Below are 22,740 nucleotides of genomic sequence, written 5' to 3'. Positions count from 1 at the left end.
GTCAAGCGTTGCTTGTCTCTGTCCTCGTTGGGAGAGGAGGATTTGCGTCACTTATATAAACGTCTTTGAGGCGCTTTATGTTCCATTGGGTCCTAGCGAACGGAATCCCCTCCTAGGTAAACGGAGTCCGGCAACTTTGGATCTGCGGCCCTCGGAAGCTCGTTGTAAACCTGGAAGTCTGCGAGACACCCTACGTCGATTTCGCCCATCACACCACGATCGTCATTGGCGTCAGCTCCCCCCTCTGTATAGAGCCGGATGGACTCGCGCTCTGGAATGTTCTCCTCTGGCGCGAAGCCCGCGGGTCGTTGTGAGGCCGATGCGATGCCGTCCCACGGGTTGCCGGGCACTACGGGCCGGTCGGAGTTCAGCGAGAGCCTAACGCCAGCTTGCAGCGCAGACGCAAGCCTTTTCAAACGCGCTGCGACATCGCTGGGCAACTGCCGGCGATATGCGTGCCCGAGCCGCATGAGAAACTCCGGCTGCATCGCTGTGTGGCACTGAAGGTCCGCGAGCCGGCCGATCTGATCGTCGCTTAGAATCATGGCGTGCTCGATCCGGTGCCGACTCGGGTCGGTTGTCTTGGCAAAAGCGTCCAGCACATGATCCGTTGCTCGATCGCCGATCGAATGGACGGAGAGGGCCCAGCCTTCCGCGTCTGCGGTGGACACCATCCCCTGCAGCCGATCTGGAGAGTAGATCAGCTGGCCGTTTCCGCCCTTGGCGAACTCACAGTGTATGGCGGCGGTCGCGGAAGCGATTGCGCCGTCGGCGAATATCTTTGCTCCGGCCACCTTGCATCGCTCGGGATCCATGGCGTCGATCAGTTCTTTCAAGCGATCCCGCTCCAACGGCCTTGGACCGAAGACGTTGGACCACATCGCGTACAGCCGAAAACGGATCGGTGCACCCGCTTCGGCAGCGAGACGGTAAGCAGTCAGCTCCTTTTCAAGGTTGCAGTATCCGGTCATCATGTCCGATGCGCAAGTGATCCCGAACTTGCTCATCGAACGGGCCGCGCGCAGAATCGCCTCAACCATCTGCTCCTGGCTCGGCGCTGGGGCTCGATCGCTCACGTACTCGTGCGCTCGCTCTAGCAGCACTCCGGTCAGTCGCCCGCCCTGGTCTCGAACGAACGTGCCGCCCTTCGGATCGGAGACCGACTCGTCCACTTTCGCGTGCTGGAGCGCTGCGGAGTTCACAACGCTCGCGTGGCCGTTGACGTGACGCAGCACGATCGGAACGCTGGCAGAGATTTCGTCGAGCTGGTCGCGGTGAATGTGATCGCCTGATTCGAACCGATTCTGGTCGTAGTGGACGGCCATCAGCCACTGCCCGGGCTCGATGGTCGGCAGCCGATCTCGGATCGCGCCGAGGGTTTCTTCTGGCGACATGCAATCGCCGAGGTGCAACCGCAATTCGTCAAGACCGGTCGGCATGATGTGGCAGTGCGCGTCGATGAAACCTGGAAGCACAGTTCCCCCCTGCAGATCAATGGCATCTTGGCCGGGTTGGCGGTCTCCGATTGAGACGAATCTCCCACGTTCAACCGCAAATGACAGAGGCTCGCCCTCTAACGTCTTGGCGTTCACGAAATTCTTGATCATTCTTTTCTCGGCTCCTCAGCTAACCTCAATACAACGTCTGTCACGAGCAACAGCGCGACCGCTGATCCCAGAACCCAGAGGACGGTACCAGAGAGCGCAAGCCGAAACCCTTGCAGCAACCCTGCGAATGCAAGAAACGCCATGGCCATCACTATTGCGCGCTTGCCCTTCGCCTTAAGACGCGCCAACCAGATCGCCGTCATTATGAGCGAAATGACGATCCCTCCAAGGAAATACGCGCTCCACTCACTCGGCATAACTCACATCCATAAATCCACCATGACGAAGAGGAAGAACCCGATCGACACAAACCCGTTCAGCGTCATAAACGCCAGGTTGACGCGGCTCAAGTCGTGCGGCTTCACAACGCTCTGCTCGTAGATGAGAATCCCGCACACGACCGCCAAGCCGACCCAGGACAGCGCACCCGACTCCATCATGGCAACGCCCAACCCAAGAAGTACGACGGCGAGGACGTGACACAATCGGCTGATGGATAGCGCCCGGCTCTTGCCCAGGGTCTCAGGCAAAGATCGCAGCCTCTGCTCTCTATCGAATTCCTCGTCCTGCAAGCTGTAAATGATGTCAAAACCGGCGGTCCAGAACATCACGCCGAGGCAAACCGGCAGAATCTGCCAATCCAGTCGCCCTGTCACAGCTGCCCACGCCGCAGCTGGCGTGATGCCAAGCGACGCTCCCAAGACGAAGTGGCAAAGCGGCGTAAAGAGCTTCGTCCGCGAATAAAAAAGGATCGTGAACAGCGCGATCGGGCTCAGGGCGAGCGTCAGCGGATTGAGCAGCGCCGCGCCAGTAAAGAAGATGGCGCAGCTTGCGTAGAGGAAGAGGTTCGCGTGCCTCAGGCTGAGCAGCCCTGCCGGAATCGCCCTGCTCTTGGTGCGCTCGTTCTTAGCGTCTATTTCGCGATCCGCGATTCTGTTGAACGCCATCGCCGCGCTCCTAGCGCTGACCATGCACAGAACGATCAGCCCGAACACTCGCCAGCCGGGCCAGCCGGAACCGCCGTCTGCCACCGAGCCCCAAACCATGCCGACCATGGCGAACGGCAAGGCGAAGACCGAGTGCTCGATCTTGATCATCTCCAGATACGTGCGCAGCGAGTTGAACCCGCGCGCCGGTGCGGCCATGGTTCGTAGTTTACTGCCCGGTGCACGAGTAGCCCGTGACCGCAAGTTTGCGGCTAGAATGAACGCATCCCAGGCCCGCTCACGAGATTCTATTTCGATCCGGACTCGCTGCTCTACGACTTCGGCCCAGACCACCCGTTGAGACCGTTGCGCCTGGAGCGAACGCTGGCCGTGCTGGGAGCGTGCGTGCCGGGCTTTGAGCCGCAGCTCCCCCGCCAGGCGACCTGCGAGGACATTTGTCGGGTGCACAGCATCGAGTACGTCGACGTTGTGCGGCAGCTCGATGCAGACACACACGCCCTGGATCGCGGGAACCTCGGCCAATGGGGGTTTCACAGCACCGACACTCCGCCGTTCCTCGGAATGTACAACGCCTCGAGGGCTTACGTATCGGGAACCGTCAACGCTGCAACGGACGTTCGCGACGGTGCGCGTCTCGCGTTTGGGATCGCTGGCGGACTGCACCACGCGCACAGATCGGCGGCGAGCGGCTTCTGTGTCTTCAACGACCCAGCGATCGCTTGCTCGATACTTCGCGACTCGTTTGAGCGCGTTGCGTACATCGACATCGACCTGCACCACGGAGACGGAGTGCAAAGCGTCTTTTATGACGATCCGTCGGTCTTGACGTGTTCGATCCACGAATCGGGCGTAAGCCTGTTCCCCGGCACAGGCTTCGTACACGAGCACGGAGCGGAGGGCTCGGCGGTGAACGTTCCGCTCGAAGCCGGGACGACTGGAGACGTGTGGCTCTGGGCGTTTGAAAACGGAGTGATCGCGCGCGTGAAAGCGTTTGAGCCGCAGGCGATCGTTTTGCAAATGGGCACCGACGCGCACTTTCTCGATCCGCTCGGCAACCTCGAGGTCTCGGCGCAGGAGTGGCTGGCAGCCGTGCAGCAAGTAAAAGACCTCGGCCTGCCGACTGTAGCCGTCGGCGGGGGCGGCTACGAGCAGTCCTGCGTACCGCGGATGTGGGCAGCGGCGGTCATGACGCTCGCCGGGATCGAGTTCTCGGACGAAATCCCGGATGCGATCCCGCCGGACTGGGGCATGCCGCACTTTTTTGACCGACATTTGCCGAGCCCTCGCGGTCGAGGAAAGGCAGCGGCAGAACGAGTTGTCGCCGAGCTTCTGCAACTTTGAGTTCGATCAGGCATACTAAAAGCAATGATTAGCGGCCTGCTCCTCCTTACTGCCTTGAACGCCGTCCAACAGCGCATTCCCGTCAGTTACCCGATGTCCAAAACTGAGGAGATCGAGAAGTACCACACGCCTTCTGTCACCGGCATGTCGCAGAAGCTTCGCCTTCGAGAGTTTGAGAAGCGCATGGAGATGGAGCGCAGCTCAACGTTCCAGAAGATTATGTGGCGGAGCGTCGGATCGGAGCATCAGGGCGGTCGGGTCGTCGACGTCGACAGTCCTGCGAGCGAACCGACAACGCTTTACATCAGTTACGCGAGCGGAGGGCTCTGGCGCACGGAGGACGACGGCATCACGTGGACGTCGCTGTTCGATTTCGAAAGCAGTTTCGCCATCGGGGACACCGATGTTTCGGATGACGGGCGGACGATCTGGGTCGGGACAGGCGAGAACAACAGCGCGCGCACGCACTACAGCGGCACCGGCGTTTTCAAATCCGTAGACCGTGGCGCGACGTGGCAGCACATGGGATTGGAGGAGACACATAACATCGGCAGGGTCACGATCCACCCGAACGATCCGAACACGGTCTTCGTCGCAGCCAACGGTGCGCTGTACAGCCAAGGCCACGACCGTGGAGTCTATCGAACAAAGGACGGCGGCGAAACTTGGGAGCACGTCTTGGCAATCGACGAATGGACGGGCGTCATCGATCTTGCGATCGATCCGAGCGACCCCGACCGCATATTTGCAGCGGCGTGGCATCGCGACCGACGTGCTTGGAACATGTTGGAGTCCGGCCCCGGTAGCGCCCTTTACTTGTCAGAAGACGGCGGCGATACGTGGGCGGTGGTCAAAGGCCTCCCATCGGGAGACGCCATGGGACGCACCGGCGTGGCGTTCAGCGCTAGCGATCCGAACGTCGTTTACGTCTACATCGACAACCAGTCGGCGTACGAAGACACTGAGTGGATGGACGAGCGCGTGCCGGACGGAAAGCTGACGGCGTGGCGCCTTCGCAGAATGAGCGACGGCCTGCTCAAGCAAGTCCCCGAAGATGAGTTGAAGACCTTCCTGAGAAACAAGCTGCCGGATGATGAGGACGTCGACGATGTGATCAAGCAGATCAAGGACGGCGACCTTGGCGTGGTTGAACTCGGAGAGCTGCTGCTGAAGGAGAATCCAAACCTGTTCGCCTTGCGCAGAACCAACAGCCAAGTTTGGCGCAGCGACGATGGCGGACGGACTTGGGAGCTGGTATCGCCGACGGTCGGGTCGATGCTCGGCTACTACTGCGGTCGCGTGACGGTACATCCAGAGAACCCCGACGAGCTTTACATCACCGGCACGCGCCTCTTGAAGTCGGAGGACGGAGGAAGGTCTTGGGAATCCATCGCGCCGCGCAACCACGTTGATCGCCACGTTTACTGGATCGACGATCGGAATCCGAATCGCATGATCGACGGCAACGACGGGGGGCCGTACCTCAGCATGGACGCGGGCAAAACATGGCGACACTTGAACAACGTGCCCGTCGGCCAGTACACCACGATCGCTGTAGACAACAAGAGCCCTTACAACATCTACGGCGGCCTACAGGACAACGGCACGATCAAAGGGCCGAGCAACTACCGGCAGGGGATCGACCCGATCACCAGGTGGACAGGGATCGCCGGCGGCGACGGCAGCATGATCGCCGTCGATCCGCGCAACGACGGCGACGTTGTTTACGTCGCGTCGCAGTTCGGCTCGCACAGCGCGATCGATCAAGCGGCAGGGCGACGCTGGTCGGCGCGGCCTTCGGGGCGGGGGCTGCGATTCAACTGGATCTCTCCGATCGTGATCAGCAAGCACCACTCGGACATCATCTACATCGGCTCGCAGTTCGTTCACCGCTCGTTCAATCAGGGCCGGAAGTGGGAGGCGATCAGCCCCGATCTGACCAAAGAGCTGCCGCGAGGAGACGTGCCGTTTTCGACGCTCACGGCGCTCGATGAAAGCCCGTTCAAATTCGGTGTGATCTACGCCGGCGCAGACGACGGCTCGATCCATGTAACGAAAGACGGCGGCGTAACTTGGGATGCGATCCCGACGACGGCTACCGACCGATGGGTGACGCGCATCATCGCAAGCCGGCACGACGAGGAAACCGTCTACTGCACGCAGAACGGCTACCGCCAAGACGAGTGGTCGCCGTATGTGTGGAAATCTACCGACTACGGCAAGACCTGGGAGAGCATCGCGAGCAACCTCCCGTTCGAGCCGGTCAACACGATCCGTGAAGACCCCGACCTGGAGAACGTGCTCTACGTCGGCACCGACATGGGCGTTTTCTTCAGCATGGACTCCGGTGAAAGCTGGCAGGTTTATGGCGGCGGACTTCCCCACGTTCCGGTTCACGACCTCGTCATTCAAGAGCGCGAGCGCGAAATGGTGATCGCGACGCACGCACGGTCGGTATGGATCGTAGACGTGGAGCCCGTGGCAGATCTTACCGACGAGATCCTCGGCAGCGACTTGTACATTTGGGAAGTCGACTCTCTTCGGTTCAGCGAGCGGTGGGGGTTCGATCGCAAACAGCCGTGGGACAAGTCGGAACCGCGCGAGCCGGAGGTGGACGGCAGGTTCTGGTCGCGTGTTAGCGGCGATGGATCGTTGCGAGTGCTCGACAGCGACGGCAAGGCGGTCGTTGAGCAAGCTTTGGTCGTTACACCGGGGTTCAACTTCTTCACTTTCGGCTTACAGGTGAAAGCGCGCGAGTCAGCCGACCCGAAGAAGATTGAGAAGCCGAAGACGCTGCAAGAAGCGCTCGCTGATCCATACTCGCGGCCAAGCTACTTGCCGCCTGGGGAATACACGATCGAGATCACGGTGGGCGATACCCAAAAGACGATCGAATGGGAGATCCGCGACTAGAACCAGATCCGCACTCGGTGCAGCGTGTTGAAGATGATCGGGTAACCGGCGGCGTCGCGCTGGCCTGTGTCAACGGGTGAGAATCCGGGGGTTCCGATGACCAGCATCAACCCTGGCGAAAGCGTGACCTTGGACTCCAAAGTCAATCCGTATTCGTCTAGGAACACCTCGGTTGACGCCTTGAATCGCTCGTCGAACAGCTCGCCCAACTGAACTTGCTTCCTCGCGAGGCAGTCAGCGACCGATGCAGAGCCTAGGACGCTGACGGTGTCGGCTCGACCGACGTAGGCGCGCTCGATCACGGTCAAAACATCGCTCGTTCGCGGCTCTTGGGCGATCGCTGGGCGCGTTTCCAGAGTCTGCGTGGCAGAGTTGACCGCCGCAAGCCAATCCTCCCTTGATGCTCGGCCGGCGACAAAGTAAACGCTCCCCGCGAGTCGAGGATCGAACCGCACGTCGCCTCCAAGCCGCTCTGCCAGCGCCATTAGGGTCATAACGGCCCCCCGACCAAAATCGATGCCCTCATCTGGCATCGCAGGAAATGCGACTGGTCCGGCAACCGATAGCTTCTGAAACTCCAGGGTTGGTTCGCGACGCAACAGCCGCATTGGTTCGGCGTCGATCTGTTCGACTTGCGGGACGAACACGAGTCGAACAGCCAGCTCGTCCGCGAACTTGGTTGACATCACGTACCCCAGTTCACCGCCGACTGACACCGACGCATATCGAAACATCCGCAGCTCTTCGGCGGTCAAAGTCGATGCATCGAAGGTGCCATCGACCAGCCGCTTCAACGTCGACATGCTCTGCACCCTTAGCCAGTCAAGAATCTGATCCGACGGCGTTCGCGAACGGAGGTCGTCTACCGACATCTGTCGCCGAAGAACCGACACGCCGCCGACCTGGACGTACGATCTGCCGATGAAATGCCCAAACAAGCTCAAGCCCGCGACTCCCTGCCTCGTCCGGTACTGGAATACCGGAGGCGGATTCCAGTAATCGAGGTCGATCAGCAGGGCGGTCTGTTCCTGAAAAGCAAGGCTCGACAGCGAGGAGTGCCAAAACTCTTGGGCGTGGCTCTGAGCCAGGCCGCTAGCCGCAGCTACGGTCGCCAGGAAGATCAAGGCGGCTCGCCGAACCCAGGACATACAGTGTATTGTACGCTAGTGTTGGGCGGCCCAACGCCAGCATCGGCCAGAATTCGGCTATGGACTGGATCACGGACCCCAGCATCTGGGCTGCGTTTCTCACGCTGACCGTCTTGGAGATCGTTCTCGGGATCGACAACATCGTCTTCATCTCGATTGTGAGCAGCAAGCTGCCAGAGGGCCAGCAGGCGAAAGCGCGACAGGTCGGCCTGTCGCTTGCACTCATCATGCGCATCCTGCTGCTGCTGTCGCTGACCTGGATCATGCGGCTGGAGACTGACCTCTTCGCCCCGTTCGGTCACGGCTTTTCGGGGCGCGACCTGATCTTGTTGGGAGGGGGACTGTTCTTGATCTACAAAGCGGTGATGGAGATTCACGGAAAGCTGGAGGGCGAGGAGCACGGAAAGGACGCGACCGTGAAGGCGACGTTCTCGCAAGTGATCGCGACGATCCTCGTGCTGGACATAGTGTTCTCGCTCGACTCGGTCATCACGGCGATCGGGATGGCTAAGCAGATCGGCGTGATGGTAGCGGCGATCGTCGTCGCTGTGATCGTCATGCTCATTTTCGCGACGCCTGTTTCGAACTTTGTCGAGCGGCACCCGACGGTCAAGATGCTCGCGCTGTCGTTCCTCGTTCTCATCGGCGTGAATCTGATTGCGGAGGGATTTGGCCAGCACATCCCGAAGGGGTACACGTACTTTGCGATGGCGTTTGCGATCGGCGTCGAGATGTTGAACCTTCGCGTGCGGCCGAAAGTCAAACCGTTGAAGCTGCGCAGCGACTACTCGCCGGAGTGATCGTGCGTCCAAATGCAGTCGAATCGTGACACACGGGATTTGCTCGGTCTTGTCCGGATTGGTTCAGGTTTGTTCGGGTTCGTTCGAGACTCGGGACTGGGAACTTTTGACTTCCCCATGGAGGGTCGTCCTCCTGGGCGACCTTAGCTTTCGACAGCAACGGCCTCCGACTCTAAAACCTGAGATCTGAGATCTGAGATCTCATCTGCCCCCTCCTAACCTCCCCCGGCCACGAAAGTTTGCGGCGATCGTTGTTCAGTTGGACCGGGGGAGGGATTGGGGCTCGCATTCGCAACACGGATAAACTTTGTCGGGCCTGACTGGGGCACACGTCATCGGCCTACGTTATCACCTTTCATCCACTCGAACGGCGTTCTTGAGATCACCACGTCGTCGAACCAGCAGACGTTGACCTTCTTCGAGTCGTGCAGATAAAGGTCGAGGAAGAAGGAGTTGAGCTTCAGGACGTTCGAGTCGCGGAAGCGGATGCCTTTGACGTGTGCGCCGAGCTTTCCGTCCATCCAAAACGCCTGCTCGCCGTCGCTCTTCCCAGGCGTATTCAGCTTGATCCAGAGAGACATCACGACCCACTTGCCACGCGGCACCTGGAGTTCGGAGTGCGTCATGTTGCCCCAGTACTTTCCACCCGGATCGCGCTTCATGTCCGGCCAGTAGGAGTAAAACACGAGCGTTCCAGGCGGGGTGCTCTTGCCCAGCGTAGGCTCCAGATTCGTGATAAAAAAGTCAGTGCCGTTCGGTTTTAGACCTGCCTTCCCGAACGACGACCACTTGTTGTCCGTGCGGTTCCCGCCGACAGCGCAGAGGTGCATGAACCGTCCTTGGTCGAAGTCGTCCGCGAACTTCACCGCCCACCTGATCGCAACCTCATCGACGCCGGGCATGAACCAGTGGACGAGGTGCGCCCCCTCTTCCCTGCCGACTTCGCCGGTGTACTTGATGCACCGGTTCCCTTCGTACGGGTCGTCTGTGACGATCTCAATCGTCCCCCGGTTGTCGCCCCAACCGTCTAGCGTGCCGGACTCGAAGCCATCGGCGAAGATGACGGGCTGTTGGATCGCGAGTGCGACTACTAAGGACAGCATGCTGCTACTATTCTATCCATTCTCGGGCAGGGCGAGCAGTCATCCTCCCGTGTTCATCGCCTGATCCTACTCTTCGTACCCCAGTCGCTCGGCTATGTCGAAGTCGTAGTACGAACTGAGTTCGTGGGCGTCGCTATCCGTGATCGACTCTAGCCGCTCGACCAAGGCTCTCGTATCGCCGCCGTCTGGCAGTGCGATCTCGCCGAGCATGTTCCACTTGTGCCCCAGGATGTCGGGGAGGTCGGCGGTCGTGTTGCGCGCGTGCCCGGCGGGATACATGACGAGGCCGGAGTCCAGGATTTGTTCGGGCTGGTTCGGGTTTGTTCGGGTTGGTTCGGGTTGGTCTGAGGCGACCTCGATCTTCACGGACGTGGGAATCCCGTCCGGGTACTTCGCGTCGTACTCCGGGCCTCCGTGCTGGAACTCGATGCGTTCCATCAACGATCGCGTCAACGGGTGGAAGATCGCCGACTCGTCGACCTTGAAGTCGAACGGAGTCAGCATCAGCGACTTCCAAATCTCATCGGTACTGCTCGGAAGAGAGCCGCGCTCGATCGCCTTGCGGAGCAAAGTCGCAACGATGTACGCCATCGAGTGATCGGCGCTCTGCCGCGTCTTGGGGTCCTTCTTCATCGGGTTGCCGATGATGCCGAACGCGGGCTCATAGGCGAGGATCGTGATGCGCTGGATGTTGTCGCCGTTGTTCTCCAAAAGCGAAGGGTTCGCCGCAAGCAGATCGATCATCCCCTGTAGCGCGCCGGCCGACTGATGCTCGTACAGCCCGAGCTTGAAGTGCATCCCCATCACCGCAAAGTCGTCGCCGGAGTGCGACAGAACCAGCTCGAACGGCGAGTCGCCTTGCTCGCTCCAACGCTCCGCGCCGTCGGTCGTCGGCTCGAAGAAACGGAAGAGCGCCTCGGGATTGCGGAAGATATCGCGAGGCCCGACGAAGCCGTTCATCGAGCGCTTCATGCAGAGGATCGCTGCCTCAGTCGAGATCGCAGCCGACGCGCCCTTCGAATCCGAAAGCTGTTTGCCAGCGCGGATCGCGCGCCAGGGGATGTAGTGCGCGACGAACATGCCGATGGCCGACTCGATCTGCTCGGCGGTCGCGCCGAGCAGTGCGCCGTAGGTCGCCGCCGAGCCGATCGCGCCGTGCACTACGTGGTCGATTCTGTAGCTCTTCAGAGAGAATACTTCGGCCAGCCGCCCTCGAATTTCGTCGAGCAGAACCATCGCGCGTAAGGCCGTCGCGCCGTCTAGTCCTTTCTGCTGGCACGCGGCGATTGCGACCGGATAGAAGTCGTTGTGCCCGAACTCGCCTGCCGTGTGACCGAGCGAAGGCCGGAAGCCAAAGTTCGTGCCGTTGCTGTCCCACTCTCGCACCGCTGCGCAGTTTGCGACGATTGCTTTCTCGGCTTTCACCTGCTGCTCGCTGCCAAACACCCGTGCGCCGTCGGCATCTGGATAACCCAGAGCCTCATCTCGCAGGACGGTCGGCGCGTTGGTCTTCAAAGCCAGAGCCGAAAGGCCACAGAGGACTGCGTCCGTGTGGAACTCCCGCGTTCGCTCCAAGACCGCCTCGCTCGGCCCAGGGCCAAGCGCACCAGACATAAAGTCAACGACGAACTGCCCAATGCCGAGAGCTTGGTTAGAGTCAGGCGAAAGTCGCACGCTGGACATACGAGTCTGATTGTATCAGGCGCGGGCGAGCGGGTGGGGAGTTCGGAGCGCGGACTCTTCCTGAGCCTGTCGAAGGACCGCATCCTGGCCAGTGGACTCGCAGTCCGCGCAAGACTGCACGGCGCGGCTCGCGGGGTCCTTCGATCCGCTTAGGACGACTGCTCGCCCTCCCGGAACTCCGCAGCGCGCACGGCTTGCAAGACAAGCCGTGGCACCCTAACAACCAGTGAATCCAGGATCGAACAAGAAGCGCGGCGCCCGGGAAGCGGACGCCGCGTCGAGGATTGGAGAGGTCTTGCCGACTAACGGTCGTCGTTGGCAAACTTGAACGGCTTGCCAACCATCTCGGCCCACTTCTTCTTCTGGTCAGCGTTCAACACTTTGAGCATCTTCTTTCCGTACTCCGTGCGCATGAGGCGCGTCTCCGCCCTCATCGCCTCACGATCGCCTCCGCCACCACCGCCTGAGAACATATCCCTCCGTTCTTCATCCATGTCTGTTCTCAGGTCTTCGAGCTTGCTCTTCTGCGAACTCGTCAATTCGAGCTGCTCGGCGACCCGCGGTTGGTTCAGCGCAAACCCGCCAGCCTGTTGCAGGCTTAGCTCATGGAAGCGCTTGTACTGGGCGTCGTTCAGGATTTCCTTCAGCTTCTTGTCGGTCTCTGCGGCCTGCTCGGGGTCTCCACCACGGCCAAATCCGCCGCGACCTCCACCGCCGCCGCCACGTCCGCCACCGCCTCCGCCTCCGCCGCCGCCAAAGCCGCCTCGGCCTTGCGGTCGCATGCTCTCGAGCAGCGATTCGATCTTCGTAGCCTGGCTGTCAGTGAGCTTGAGTTCCTTCACGACGTCCGGTCGCATCAAAATCCCGGGTCCACCCGCAGCAAAGCCCCTGCGAAATCCTCCCTGGCCGCCCCGCTGAGCGGTTGCAATCACCGTTAGCATCGCTAATAGCGCGCATACAATCAAAATTTTCTTCATCTTTCGCCTCGGGCACCGCTCTACAGCCAGCCACCCAGTAGGGGATAACGTTACCGACTAGCCGGTGTTCGACGGATTCGGCAGAATCGTGCGAAAAAATCCCGGGCTGGCGAATTCAGACGGTGGCGATTCACTCAGGACCGGCTGATCTCGATCTGCCACGCTTGCTGTATCTCTTCGCCGGATTGCATGAACGAGCCCAGAGCGAGGTCGCCTGCCCGGAGCTCTATTCGCTCAAATCTGAACCAACCGTCTGTGACGGTCTTCGACTCGTGGGCTTCGCCGTTGAGTACGAGGGTCGCCGTACCACCATTCGTTTGAGTACGGAAGTACACCTTCACGTCGAACGAGCCACTCGCAGGCACGTGGAGCTGCCAGGTGCCGGCGCTCTGATCGTCGGGCGGCACCCGCCACTCATGCCGGTGGAGCGCGATCGGCAACCCATCAGGCGACTCGGTCCAGATCCGGACTGGGCCGTAGTTATCAAGCCTTGTCAATCCAACGTCGTCGAACCACTTGTCGTACGCCCGTCGAAGTTCATTCACGATCTCCGGGTGGTCAGAGGCGACGTTCTTCGTTTCGAGCGGATCGTTCTCCATGTCGTAAAGCTCGAAGTTCGCATCGCCTTCGAAGCGGTCACGTCCGAACTTGCTGTTGTGCAGAAGCTTCCATCTCTGGTTTCGCACGAGGAAGTTGTGATACCGCTGCGGCTCGTCTCCACGATGGGCCATGATCACTATGGTCCGGTCTACCCACGGTGCCTCTTCTTCGGTCAAGACCTGCCAAAAGCTCCTCCCGTCTAACCGCAAGCCCTCTGGCACGTCGATTCCACAAGCCTCCAGCAGTGTCGGAAGAACGTCGAAATGCGCTGTGACGCAGGGTGATTCTGCCCCGGGCTCCAACCGGCCCGGCCAGTGCAGCCACATCGGCGAGCGCACACCGCCCTCGTAAACCTCCGACTTCATCCCGCGCATCCCCGACACATAACGGCGCGTGTTCGGACCGTTGTCGTTCAGGAAAATGACCAGCGTGTCATCGGATATTCCGAGCTCCTCCACCTTTTCGAACAGCCGTCCGACGTTTTGATCGACGTTCGCAATCATCGCGAAGATGCGCGCCAGCTGATCTTCGTTGACGTTGTCGGGGAGTGCGTGTCCTTCCCTTCCCTCGAACACCTTGTTGCTCAGGTCTTTCTTCTTGTAGTGCTCGTACAGATCGCCGGGGACGTCGTGGAATGGCCCGTGCGGAGCGTTTGTCGGTATGTACGCGAAGAACTTCTCTCCGTTCTCGTGCTGTTCCGTCATCCACTCCAGTGCTGCGTCAAAGAAAACGTCGGTGCAAAAGCCCTCCGTCTGGACCGGGCGGCCGTTGTGCCAGAGGATCGGATCCGTATAACGGTTTGGTGCATCGACGTGGTCTGCGGACTGCGCGAGCCCGCCGCTACGGTGGACGAGCGCCTCCTCGAACCCCTGGTCGATCGCGCGCACCGGGTAGTTGTCGCCGAGATGCCACTTGCCGAAGATGCCAGTTCGGTACCCCGCGTCGCGAAGAATCTCGGCGATCGTAACCTCGTCCGGGTCGAGCATCGCCCTACCCTTCCACGTGTCGATCGCCCTTGTGCGGTGGTTGTAGCGGCCAGTCATCAGGTTGGCCCGTGTCGGGGTGCAAACCGGGCTGACGTAGAAGTTCGTCATTCGCGCGCTCGCCCTCGCCATCGCGTCGAGGTTCGGCGTCTCGACGAGCGGGTTGCCGTGGAATCCAAAGTCTCCGTACCCCTGGTCGTCGGTCATGACGATGATGACGTTTGGGCCGTCGGGCGCCCGTGTCGCGATGGTGCTCAAGAGCAAGAACGAGAGCATGAAGCGATTCTAGTCTAATCTCACGCTTCGATCAAGGCGAGCACCGCGCCAGTAACGTTCTCAAGGGTTAGGTCGCGCCACACGATCTCGCCGATCTTCGGCCTCTTTTCCAACGCCGTGTCCTCGCCAGAAGCCATGGATTATCTGCACGAAAAGGTACTGCATCAATTGTAGGACAATACAACCAACTCACTTGCTTGGTCGAGTATTCTGACTGTACCGATGCGCCCTCGTTGGCGTCGTTGCCGGCATGGCACAACGGGGCCGACGCGCATCTTCGAGGATCTACATGAGCGCTGCACGCACGAACGGACTGATCGACCGACGGTATTCGGACAAGGTCCATAAGCTCATTCTCGCCGTCGCTGCCCTGGCCGCGATTATTTACGCGGGTCTGCTGCCGACGATCTGGATTTGGCCCGAGTTCGGGCTCCGTTTCCTTTGGTTTCTAGTCATTCCGCTCGCGCCGATGGTGCTGTTGGCTGCGCCAAACGTGTGGGTCAGCATTTGCCCGATCTCGACGTTCCAGACGCTCGGCCGAAAGCTCGGCTGGAAAGGCGGAAAGCGCCTCTCGCCGGAGGTTTCGGCGAAGTTGCAGACGTTCGGCTGGGCGCTGATGTTCGTCGGCATCCCGACGCGGCACCTCTGGTTCAACACCATCGGCTGGGCGACGGCCTCCGTTGCGATCGCGATCACTCTGGTCGCCGTCGGGGCGGGGCTTTTCTATTTCACACTGAGCGGTTGGTGCGTCGGCGCGTGCCCGATCCGTCCGATCGAAGTCCTCTACGGGCAGTTCGCGCGCGAAAGGAACAGGCCCGAGATGTGCCGGATATGCGACGCGTGCGTCCCGCACTGCATCCGGCTGCGGCCTGAAAAGGCCGACGGCGAACTGACAAGACTGCCGCTAGCGCTGCATCTGACTTTCGGCTTTCCCGGTTTCGTCGCTGCGTACTTCCTGCTCGATCTGCTGTACTACTGCAACGTCGAGCACGTGTTCTTCGGCACCTCGACCGACGCCCCTGCGCACATGGGAATCCACGCTCTGACCGTTTACGGCGGCATGGCAGCGGGGTTCTTCGTCACCTTCCTCCTGTTCCACGGACTGCGGGCGATTGGCGTGAACAAGAAGACGCTGATCCTGTCGGCTGCGATCGCGGCGTATTCGTTCTACTACCTCGGCGTCGTGCCGGAGATCGTCGAGGCATGGGCGCTCAGCAGCGCGTTGGGATGGGCGATTCTGGCGGTCCCGGCCATCGTATTAGGCACCGTACTGTTCGTGCCTGGAACTACGCGGCGCAGGTTGACGCCTTTGAAAGTCAAGAACTCATAGGGTGCGTTTGCTGGTAGATTGGCGACATGGTTTCGTGTCTCGTGCTCGCGTTCGCCGTAGTCGGCCTCGACAAGCTCCAGCCGATCGACGAAGCCCCGCAGGACAAGCAGTTCCTCGAGTTCCGCACCAACATGATCGCCGCGATCAAGAAGAAGAACTACTCTTACGTCAACAGCAGGATCGACGAGGACGTTCATTGGAGCTTTGGCGGTGGCGAAGGTCGAGACTCATTGCTGCAGCGATGGAAAGAGGAGAGCAGCATAGAGACGTTCTACGACGAGCTTCTGCAAGTGCTCAAACTCGGCGGTCAGTTTGGCGAGTACGGAGAGCCGGGAACGAAGTCGTTCACCGCGCCCTACTCGTTCAGCGCGTGGCCCGACGAGTTCGACGCATACGAATACGTCGTCGCTGTGAACAAGGGCGTCCTCGTGTACGCAAAACCTGATACGAAGAGCGGCCAAGTTGGAACGCTCAGCTACGACATCGTCAAGGTGAGCTTCGCCAACGATTACGTCGATGGCTGGCACGAGATCGAGCTGCCGAACGAATCCGGAAAGACGGGCTGGGTAGAGCGCGGCCCGGTGCGCAGCCCGATCAGCTACCGAGCGATCTTCGAAAAGAAGAGAGGCTCGTGGTACATGGTCATGTTCATCGCTGGCGACTGAGTTCAGCCGCGCGCGTTTGCCGGCAGAGGCACTACGAAAGCACGCGTGCAACCGCCGTGACGCAACTTTGCGGTGTCCTTGCTGATCCAAGGCCAGGGCAACCTGCCGGTTAAGGGTTGACCGTCCAAGAAAGCTCGTCGATCCGGACCGACCAGATGGAATGAGGCCTAATCGCAGGGAGATAGTATCGCGCTCTCGCGGAAACAAAGTTTGTTTCGGCTTGGATGAATCTCGTTGGTTCGTCAAGTTCGATGGTCGCTGTGAATTGCGCAGAATTCAGAATTGTGATGCTAACCGTCACCCATTCTAGTGTACGCCAATCGTAAACATCTATCTCTTGTCGGATCCTCGTTCCTCTGAGTCCTGGAGAACCGGTGTTCGCCGCGACCCTCAAGGTCAGGTTAGACGCATGCTCGCAGCTGGCGGCGCCGAAGACCGACACGGATCCGTCAGGTGCATCCCTGAATGGGGTAATTCCGGGACCGAGAACGAGATAGTCGCCGTCGGCAGTCGCAAGGCTAGCTGTATTGCCGCTTATCTGCGCGCCGCTGTTCATCCGGTGGCTGTCGGCCGTGATCGGTCGCACCGTCGCCGCCGAAACGTCGAAAACGAACAATCCTGACTGTCGATCGCTCAAGATAACTGTTCCGCTCGGGAAGAACGGGAAGTTGCTCCAGGTTCCATTGAACGTCGGGTTGTCGTTGGCGGGGTATGTGTCGTAGAACCCAGTTTCTGTCGGTGACAACCGGTCGTCGGTCGCGTCGAAGATGTGCAAACCGCTCGAGTAGTTGGATTCAAACACGAATCCGCACTTTACGTAAAGGTTGTGGTCGATAGCCGGCAAGCCAGTCGTGAACGTGCTGGCCAGGAATGGCGCCGACAGATTGCTCACGTCGGCGACGAGCGTGCGAGTCGTGGGCGTCCGCCCGCGGTACTCGTCCAGCTCGTCGTCCATATACCAGTACCTCTTGTCTTCGCTGAGCCAACCCTGGTGGTTGTACTCAAGGCCGGGGTACCTCAATCCGGAGATATAGAACGGGTTGTTCTTGTCGGTCACGTCGATGATCTGCAGCCCGCGCCCCCCGGAGCTGCCAAACATGATCTGCCTGCCAGCGTACGGACCGTCGTGGTACGTCACGACCTGCATGTCGTGCTGTCCGCTCGTCGTCATCGAACCGCGACCGACGGGCGTTGGATTCGCCGGGTCGCTGAGATCGAGGCACATCGTTGTTCCAGTGCCTGTGTTGACAGCGCAAGCGTAGAGGTAACCGCTGTCAGTGTCGATCGCCAGATTGTGCGCATCGCCCATTGTCATGACGGTTCTTGCAAGCCTCACGATTCCTGAATCGACTTGTGTCAGGTCGATCACCTGGAGTCCGGATCTGTGCACTTCCGTCGCTGCGTACGCGTACTCGCCGTACACCTTGATGTCGCACCACGTGCTGCCGGCGTGCGGTATCCGGCCGATGATGATAGGCCGGTCCGGGTCGGACACTTCGATAACGGCCAGTCCTCGCTGAAAGCCCATGATCGCGTACTCTCTGCCCGATGGCGAGACGTAACCCCAGCAATCATTCCCTGCGCCGTAACCAAACGTCGCGAGGCCGATATGCCCTAGCAAGTCGACGTTCAAGTTGTTTTCAGGCGGGCTACTAGGGACAGCAACCTTGGAGTTGGACGAGGTCGGCAAAAATGCCAGCACAACAGCGAGAGAAAGTCCGGTGATCGACGCTAGTGAATTCTTCATCTTTACTCCACGTGTATGTGTCTCCAGTATGGTCGAAGCGCCCTGGCGAACCCAAGCCCTTTACCTGTTATTTTTGCTAGTTCACCACTGCCCGTCTCGCTGAGGGGAGACTCGCGGGCGCCACGCGGCCCGATGGCTTGCCGCCAACCCGGTACAAACCCGAACGACTCCGAACCGTGTCCCGCGTGCCACGGTCAGGCCCGTAGGACTCGTCCGAGTGGAGCGGAGTACTCAGTCCGAACGCCGCCAAGCCCCCTCCTAGCCTCCCCCGGCCAAGAGCGCCAGCCGTGAACGCTAGCTGGCAGGCCGGGAGAGGGATTGGGAGCGACGTTTGCAACGGACAGGCCCTAGGGGTTTGTCCGTGTGGAGCGGAGCGCGGACTTCTAGTCCACATCTCGGCCTTCGGACTCTTAGTCCGATGTGTGCAGCCAAGGTTGCCCAGGAGGACGACCCTCCATCGGGAAGTCACGAATCTTGAGTCATGAGTCCCGAGTCCGAACCCGAACCAATCCGAACAAAACCGATCTACCCCGGAAACCTCGGGTCGAAGCGGTAGAGCCACACCTGCCCGGTGTGGTACGCGGGATGCTGGGCGATGCGGGCGAAGATGCCGGACGCGCCATCTACCGGGCCGAGCGGCGTCTCGATCTCCTTGTCTAACCACTCCTCCGGTTCGCGCAACATCGGGCCTAGGATCGCGTAAGTGTGGTCCAGCGCCCTTACAAGCAAGCCCATGCTCGCTTCGTCGTCGGAGAACGGGAACGGCTCGTCGTTGATGACCTTGTCCCTGGCGCAACGCTCCAGACGTTTCTCGAAGTCGTCCCCCTCCCGCTCTTGCAGACGCAAGAAGAAGAACGTATCGCCGCCCGCGACGTGCATCAGCATCTCGAAAACCGAAAGCGCGTCCTTGTGCGGTCTCCAACGCAGTTGTTCGTCCGACAGGCCGTCGATCGCCTGCACCATGCGCGCGCGGGTTAGTTCGTACGTTGCCGAAAATCCGCTCATGCCGTGAGTCTGGCACTCAGAGCGGCTTGTTGTCGAGCGAGTCCCACACATACCGCGCCGCGACGGTGCGATACGGCCGCCAAGCCTCGGCGACCTCGTGCAACTCGTCGATCGGGAGTCTCTCCTCCTGGCCGAGCAGATCGCGCACTCCGTTTCGGATCCCCAGGTCGCCGACCGGCCACACGTCCGGGCGGCACAGGGCAAACATCAGAAACATGTCCGCGCTCCACTCGCCCAGCCCCTTGACGTTCGTGATCTCCGCGATCACCTCGTCGTTCGGCATTTCAGCAAGGCGGTCGATGTGCAGTTCGCCGTCCAGCGTCTTGTTCGCAAGATCAAGAAGATAAGAGGCTTTCTGCCGCGAAACGCCGACCCCGCGCAACTGCTCGACCGTGCACTTGCTCACAGCCTTCGCGTCCGGCTTCCTCTTCCGGATCAGCTTCAAGAAGCGGCCGTAGATCGTCGCGGAAGCCTTGGTCGACAGCTGTTGCGAGATGATCGCACCCGACAGAGACGCGAACACGCAGTTCGACATCTGAAACTCCGGCTTCGGGTACTGCGCGATGATCGGCCCGAGGATCGGATCCTCGGACAACGCCTTAACGGCATAAGTCACTCGGCGAGGAGTTAGGAGCTTCATTGTCACCTAGTATGTTCGGAGCCCCCTTCGTCTTGCCGAGAGGTCCGTGCTCGGGAGGAGGCAAGCCTGTCCTGAGCGGATCGAAGGAGGGGTTGGGGGATGGAGGTTCCGGCAGAGCAAAACAAAAGGACAAGCAGGGCTCACGGGGTCGCTCGTCCACCAGGTTTTCATCCGTGCTTCCCGGTGGGCGAAACCTCCCCTCCCCAGCCCTCCCCAGCCCTCCCCATCCTCCGCCGCACGAACATCGGCGCAAGAGGGGAGGGAGTGAACAGCTAGCCGCCGGGCGGTCTCCTTCCTCCACCTGTGGTGGCGGGAGCAGCCGGGGCAGGGGCACCGCCTTCAAGCGCCTTTTCGATCTCGGCCTTGACATCCATCAGGTGAGCCCGCACCTTCCAATCCTCGGCGGTGTCGATCCTTGACGACACCATGCTGCGAAGGGAGAACAACTCGATGCGCACGAGCGAACGCACCGGTGCCGCGCTCGCCAGCTTGCCGGTGAGCGTCGTCACGTGCAGGTTCTGCAGCGCCATGCGGTACCGATCGATGCGCGGGTTCGTGTCGTTCAGTTCGCGCCAGACTCCGCGTCGAATATCCTCGAACAGCTCGCCGACGCTGTATGCGCGGCGTCCGTTCGTGGCTTCAAGCTGCAGCATCTTCTCGATCCGAGAGTCCGAGAGCAGGCCGCGCAGCACCCGGCTCTGGCTGCTCGTCACCCGGCCCTCGACGTTGGTCGGGCCGATCTTGTCGAGGATGTCCTCGCGGATCATCGAGTAAGGAGTCTCGAAGCACTCTGCGACTAGAAGACTGACCGCGTCCCTCTGTCGATCACGACTGACCGGCGTGTAGACCGCGCCGCCGCGCCCGGCGTGGAAGTTCGTCATCACGACTCCGCCGACGACGCGGACGACGTGGTTCAACTCGGTGTTGCGCTGGCTCCAGACTGCGCCGTAGTACTCCTCGAGAAGCGAGTAGTCCTTTCCCTTCTCGGTCGTCGCCTTGACCACGTACTCCATGACGCGGTCGATGTTCTTCAAGCCGAGGCGCGTGGCCTCTATCGTGTCACTGCCGAGATCCTCGGACTGCTGGCTCGGATCCTCGTTTCGGTTCACGCCGAACCGGAACATCGGCTCGTCAATCTGCTCCGCCGCCCAGCTGTCAAGCGTCGGAATCTCGTCGAACGGCGTCTTCGCACCAGGGATCGGCGTATAGCCCCAACGCACTGCAAAGTGGTCGTACTGCGCGACCTTGGGGATCAGCCCTGCGTTGTCGCCGGGCTGCGCGACGTAGTTGAAGCGGCCGTAGTCCATGATGCTCGCCTCGGTGCCCCACTTCTGCGAGAAGTCCGAGTCGCGCAGCTGCTCGATCGAGTAGCTCGACGAGGCCTTCATGTTGTGCTGGAACCCGAGCGTATGCCCAACCTCGTGCGAAACGATGTATCGCAAAAGTTCCCCGAGCACTTCATCTGGCATCGGAATTTGCTGCGCGTTCGCTTGGTTCGGCGACGCCTGCGTGAAGAACCACCGCTGACCCAACTTGAGCGCGTTGTGCCACATGATCACGTGCGCCGAGATGATCTCGCCGCTGCGCGGATCGTGGATGTGCGGCCCCATCGCGTTCATCGTCGTGCTAGGCGCCCAACGGATGACGGAGAAGCGCGCGTCCTCCGGGTCCCAGTCGGGATCGTCCGGCGGCTCTTTGGCGATGATAGCGTTGCTGAAGCCGGCGGCCTCGAAAGCCGGCTGCCAGTCTTCGATCGCCAGCTTCACGTACTTGCGCCACTTCTCCGGCACTCCAGGGCCGACGTAGTAGACGATCGGCTTGACAGGGTCGCTCATTGCCGCGCCGGGGTTCTTCTTCTCAAGCCGATACCGTGTGATGTACCGCCGCTCGGTCGCAACCACCTCGGGCGCTCCATAGTCGGTGAACCTCTCGCTGAAGTAGCCGACCCGGTCGTCGAACAGTCGCCCCATCATCGGCTCCTCCGGCAGCTTGACCATCGAGTAGTTCACGATCGCCGTGTTGCTCGGGCCGCCTCTTCCGCCGCCGCCAAAGCCAGGAAATCCGCCCGTGCCGCCGGTCGGAGTGGAGCCCTGCCGGAACGTCAGAACCGACCGCACCTCGATGTTGATCGGAAACGCCTTGACCTCGGCGATATAAGACCGCGAGGAGTCGAGCGATCCGACGCGCAATGTACGCGCAACGTTGAACTCCGCCGGGTTGCTGTTATAGAGTTTCGTGACGTTGATGACCGCCGCATCGCCGTCGCCGAGCGCCTCGATGTTGAAGGCCATGATGATCGGCGGAACGTTTGAGAACGCAACTCCGCGTGCGAGCGCTTCGCTGTCAACCGCCCTGTTGGCAGTCCTCAACTCTCTGAGAAAAATCTTGTCGTCGTGCCGCTCCCAGTAGATCGTGCGCGTGCCTGCAGCGGACCCGTTGTAGCCGCCTTCTGGGGTGCCCGCGACGGTCGTCTTAAAAATAAACGGCTTGCCGTATTCGCTGGTCGGAATCTCGAAGTAGAGCTTGTCTTTGACCATGTGCGTCTTGAACACGCCCTCCTTCGTCTCGGCCTCGTCGGTGATGACGTCGCCGTAGTCCTTGATTTGGCCGGCCGCTTCGGCTTGGTTTCCAGGTCCTCCCTGTCCCCCCGGCCCTCCCTGCCCACCGCCTCTGCGACCTTGCGCAAGCGACATGCTCGCGGTTACAACCATGAGAAATATAACGATCAATCGGTAGCTCTTCACAATGCGCCGGAGTCTACTCGCAAATTCTCCCCGGTGAATTGCTGGATTCTCCCTGGCGCCGCTACCGGAGTCGTCTGACCAGCCGTATTGGAACATCGCCTGAACGAACTATCTTGTGGGCATCCCCCGTCACCGAGCCCGCAAGTATGCTGGGGCTCGCACTCGGTGCAATCTTATTGGCCCGTACACGGCGAAAGCGACAAGCTTAGATTTGTCTGCGGCATGTGGAAT

Annotated in this window: 18 protein-coding genes; 6 read left to right on the top strand and 12 right to left on the bottom strand. The window is 60.6% G+C overall.

Features of this window, described 5'->3' with window-relative positions; genetic code table 11:
* Positions 1-92: 92 nt before the first annotated feature.
* Genes IH944_11680 through IH944_11670 form a run of 3 tightly spaced genes read right to left on the bottom strand, consistent with a single transcriptional unit; the run spans position 93 to position 2,752 of the window.
* Positions 93-1,607 carry an amidohydrolase gene (locus tag IH944_11680; protein MCH7905206.1) on the bottom strand — a complete coding sequence of 505 codons (1,515 nt, stop codon included), beginning with the start codon at positions 1,605-1,607 and terminating at the stop codon, positions 93-95.
* Complete coding sequence (locus tag IH944_11675; GenBank protein MCH7905205.1) at positions 1,604-1,864, bottom strand: hypothetical protein; 261 nt, start codon at positions 1,862-1,864, stop codon at positions 1,604-1,606. Before IH944_11675 ends, IH944_11680 begins: the two co-directional genes overlap by 4 nt.
* Positions 1,865-1,867: 3 nt before the next feature.
* Entirely contained in the window at positions 1,868-2,752 is an 885-nt protein-coding gene (locus IH944_11670) for a UbiA family prenyltransferase (protein ID MCH7905204.1), read from the bottom strand.
* Between the two features lie 138 nt (positions 2,753-2,890).
* On the opposite strand from IH944_11670, the gene IH944_11665 reads away from it, so the two are divergent.
* Both IH944_11665 and IH944_11660 read left to right on the top strand, forming a co-directional pair.
* Positions 2,891-3,895: an acetoin utilization protein AcuC gene (locus tag IH944_11665; GenBank protein ID MCH7905203.1), complete on the top strand. Its 1,005-nt coding sequence runs from the start codon at positions 2,891-2,893 to the stop codon at positions 3,893-3,895.
* 24 nt (positions 3,896-3,919) lie between these two features.
* A complete protein-coding gene (locus IH944_11660) occupies positions 3,920-6,808 on the top strand; it encodes a glycosyl hydrolase (GenBank protein MCH7905202.1) in 2,889 nt (962 codons plus the stop codon).
* On the opposite strand, the gene IH944_11655 is transcribed toward IH944_11660, so the two are convergent.
* Positions 6,805-7,956, bottom strand: a complete 1,152-nt coding sequence (locus tag IH944_11655; GenBank protein ID MCH7905201.1) for a hypothetical protein — start codon at positions 7,954-7,956, stop codon at positions 6,805-6,807. The genes IH944_11660 and IH944_11655 overlap by 4 nt on opposite strands.
* Before the next feature lie 59 nt (positions 7,957-8,015).
* Here IH944_11655 and IH944_11650 point away from each other — a divergent pair, with 59 nt between their 5' ends.
* Positions 8,016-8,756 (top strand): TerC family protein, encoded by a 741-nt coding sequence (locus IH944_11650; protein MCH7905200.1) that lies wholly within the window; start codon positions 8,016-8,018, stop codon positions 8,754-8,756.
* A 332-nt stretch (positions 8,757-9,088) separates the two neighbouring features.
* Here the strand turns inward: IH944_11650 and IH944_11645 are convergent, their stop codons facing one another.
* The 4 genes from IH944_11645 to IH944_11630 all read right to left on the bottom strand — a co-directional run bounded on the left by IH944_11645 (position 9,089) and on the right by IH944_11630 (position 14,378).
* On the bottom strand, positions 9,089-9,859 hold the full coding sequence (locus IH944_11645; GenBank protein ID MCH7905199.1) for a heparin lyase I family protein: 771 nt from the start codon (positions 9,857-9,859) through the stop codon (positions 9,089-9,091).
* A gap of 66 nt (positions 9,860-9,925) precedes the next feature.
* Positions 9,926-11,542 (bottom strand): MmgE/PrpD family protein, encoded by a 1,617-nt coding sequence (locus IH944_11640; GenBank protein MCH7905198.1) that lies wholly within the window; start codon positions 11,540-11,542, stop codon positions 9,926-9,928.
* 302 nt (positions 11,543-11,844) lie between these two features.
* Complete coding sequence (locus IH944_11635) at positions 11,845-12,519, bottom strand: hypothetical protein (GenBank protein ID MCH7905197.1); 675 nt, start codon at positions 12,517-12,519, stop codon at positions 11,845-11,847.
* A 134-nt stretch (positions 12,520-12,653) separates the two neighbouring features.
* Complete coding sequence (locus IH944_11630; protein MCH7905196.1) at positions 12,654-14,378, bottom strand: arylsulfatase; 1,725 nt, start codon at positions 14,376-14,378, stop codon at positions 12,654-12,656.
* A gap of 289 nt (positions 14,379-14,667) precedes the next feature.
* On the opposite strand from IH944_11630, the gene IH944_11625 reads away from it, so the two are divergent.
* Together IH944_11625 and IH944_11620 are read left to right on the top strand one after the other, a co-directional pair.
* Positions 14,668-15,708: a hypothetical protein gene (locus tag IH944_11625; protein MCH7905195.1), complete on the top strand. Its 1,041-nt coding sequence runs from the start codon at positions 14,668-14,670 to the stop codon at positions 15,706-15,708.
* A gap of 26 nt (positions 15,709-15,734) precedes the next feature.
* On the top strand, positions 15,735-16,373 hold the full coding sequence (locus tag IH944_11620; protein ID MCH7905194.1) for an SH3 domain-containing protein: 639 nt from the start codon (positions 15,735-15,737) through the stop codon (positions 16,371-16,373).
* Positions 16,374-16,482: 109 nt separating this feature from the next.
* Here IH944_11620 and IH944_11615 read toward each other — a convergent pair whose 3' ends face one another.
* The 4 genes from IH944_11615 to IH944_11600 all read right to left on the bottom strand — a co-directional run bounded on the left by IH944_11615 (position 16,483) and on the right by IH944_11600 (position 22,509).
* Positions 16,483-18,120: a choice-of-anchor B family protein gene (locus IH944_11615; protein MCH7905193.1), complete on the bottom strand. Its 1,638-nt coding sequence runs from the start codon at positions 18,118-18,120 to the stop codon at positions 16,483-16,485.
* A gap of 525 nt (positions 18,121-18,645) precedes the next feature.
* The gene (locus IH944_11610; protein ID MCH7905192.1) at positions 18,646-19,125 is read right to left on the bottom strand and encodes a DinB family protein; all 480 of its coding nucleotides are present in this window, start codon (positions 19,123-19,125) and stop codon (positions 18,646-18,648) included.
* 16 nt (positions 19,126-19,141) lie between these two features.
* Complete coding sequence (locus tag IH944_11605) at positions 19,142-19,765, bottom strand: DNA-3-methyladenine glycosylase 2 family protein (protein ID MCH7905191.1); 624 nt, start codon at positions 19,763-19,765, stop codon at positions 19,142-19,144.
* Between the two features lie 272 nt (positions 19,766-20,037).
* Positions 20,038-22,509 (bottom strand): zinc-dependent metalloprotease, encoded by a 2,472-nt coding sequence (locus IH944_11600; protein ID MCH7905190.1) that lies wholly within the window; start codon positions 22,507-22,509, stop codon positions 20,038-20,040.
* Positions 22,510-22,622: 113 nt separating this feature from the next.
* Between IH944_11600 and IH944_11595 the strand changes: the two genes are divergently transcribed.
* Positions 22,623-22,718 carry a PEP-CTERM sorting domain-containing protein gene (locus tag IH944_11595; GenBank protein MCH7905189.1) on the top strand — a complete coding sequence of 32 codons (96 nt, stop codon included), beginning with the start codon at positions 22,623-22,625 and terminating at the stop codon, positions 22,716-22,718.
* Positions 22,719-22,740: the final 22 nt, after the last annotated feature.

The sequence above is a fragment of the Armatimonadota bacterium genome (genome assembly GCA_022563855.1).
Taxonomy (GTDB): Bacteria; Armatimonadota; Fimbriimonadia; order Fimbriimonadales; family Fimbriimonadaceae; genus JADFMN01.
The sequence above is the reverse complement of the archived record's forward strand: the minus strand, read 5'-3'. Positions and strand labels throughout refer to the sequence as shown.

What these genes read in the sequence shown, in the direction of transcription:
- IH944_11645 (MCH7905199.1), bottom strand. Translation starts at nt 9,859, where the DNA reads ATGCTGTCCTTAGTAGTCGCACTCGCGATCCAACAGCCCGTCATCTTC.
- IH944_11605 (MCH7905191.1), bottom strand. Translation starts at nt 19,765, where the DNA reads ATGAAGCTCCTAACTCCTCGCCGAGTGACTTATGCCGTTAAGGCGTTG.
- IH944_11620 (MCH7905194.1), top strand. Translation starts at nt 15,735, where the DNA reads ATGGTTTCGTGTCTCGTGCTCGCGTTCGCCGTAGTCGGCCTCGACAAG.
- IH944_11680 (MCH7905206.1), bottom strand. Translation starts at nt 1,607, where the DNA reads ATGATCAAGAATTTCGTGAACGCCAAGACGTTAGAGGGCGAGCCTCTG.
- IH944_11610 (MCH7905192.1), bottom strand. Translation starts at nt 19,125, where the DNA reads ATGAGCGGATTTTCGGCAACGTACGAACTAACCCGCGCGCGCATGGTG.
- IH944_11630 (MCH7905196.1), bottom strand. Translation starts at nt 14,378, where the DNA reads ATGCTCTCGTTCTTGCTCTTGAGCACCATCGCGACACGGGCGCCCGAC.
- IH944_11650 (MCH7905200.1), top strand. Translation starts at nt 8,016, where the DNA reads ATGGACTGGATCACGGACCCCAGCATCTGGGCTGCGTTTCTCACGCTG.
- IH944_11660 (MCH7905202.1), top strand. Translation starts at nt 3,920, where the DNA reads ATGATTAGCGGCCTGCTCCTCCTTACTGCCTTGAACGCCGTCCAACAG.
- IH944_11670 (MCH7905204.1), bottom strand. Translation starts at nt 2,752, where the DNA reads ATGGCCGCACCGGCGCGCGGGTTCAACTCGCTGCGCACGTATCTGGAG.
- IH944_11640 (MCH7905198.1), bottom strand. Translation starts at nt 11,542, where the DNA reads ATGTCCAGCGTGCGACTTTCGCCTGACTCTAACCAAGCTCTCGGCATT.
- IH944_11675 (MCH7905205.1), bottom strand. Translation starts at nt 1,864, where the DNA reads ATGCCGAGTGAGTGGAGCGCGTATTTCCTTGGAGGGATCGTCATTTCG.
- IH944_11615 (MCH7905193.1), bottom strand. Translation starts at nt 18,120, where the DNA reads ATGAAGAATTCACTAGCGTCGATCACCGGACTTTCTCTCGCTGTTGTG.
- IH944_11625 (MCH7905195.1), top strand. Translation starts at nt 14,668, where the DNA reads ATGAGCGCTGCACGCACGAACGGACTGATCGACCGACGGTATTCGGAC.
- IH944_11655 (MCH7905201.1), bottom strand. Translation starts at nt 7,956, where the DNA reads ATGTCCTGGGTTCGGCGAGCCGCCTTGATCTTCCTGGCGACCGTAGCT.
- IH944_11635 (MCH7905197.1), bottom strand. Translation starts at nt 12,519, where the DNA reads ATGAAGAAAATTTTGATTGTATGCGCGCTATTAGCGATGCTAACGGTG.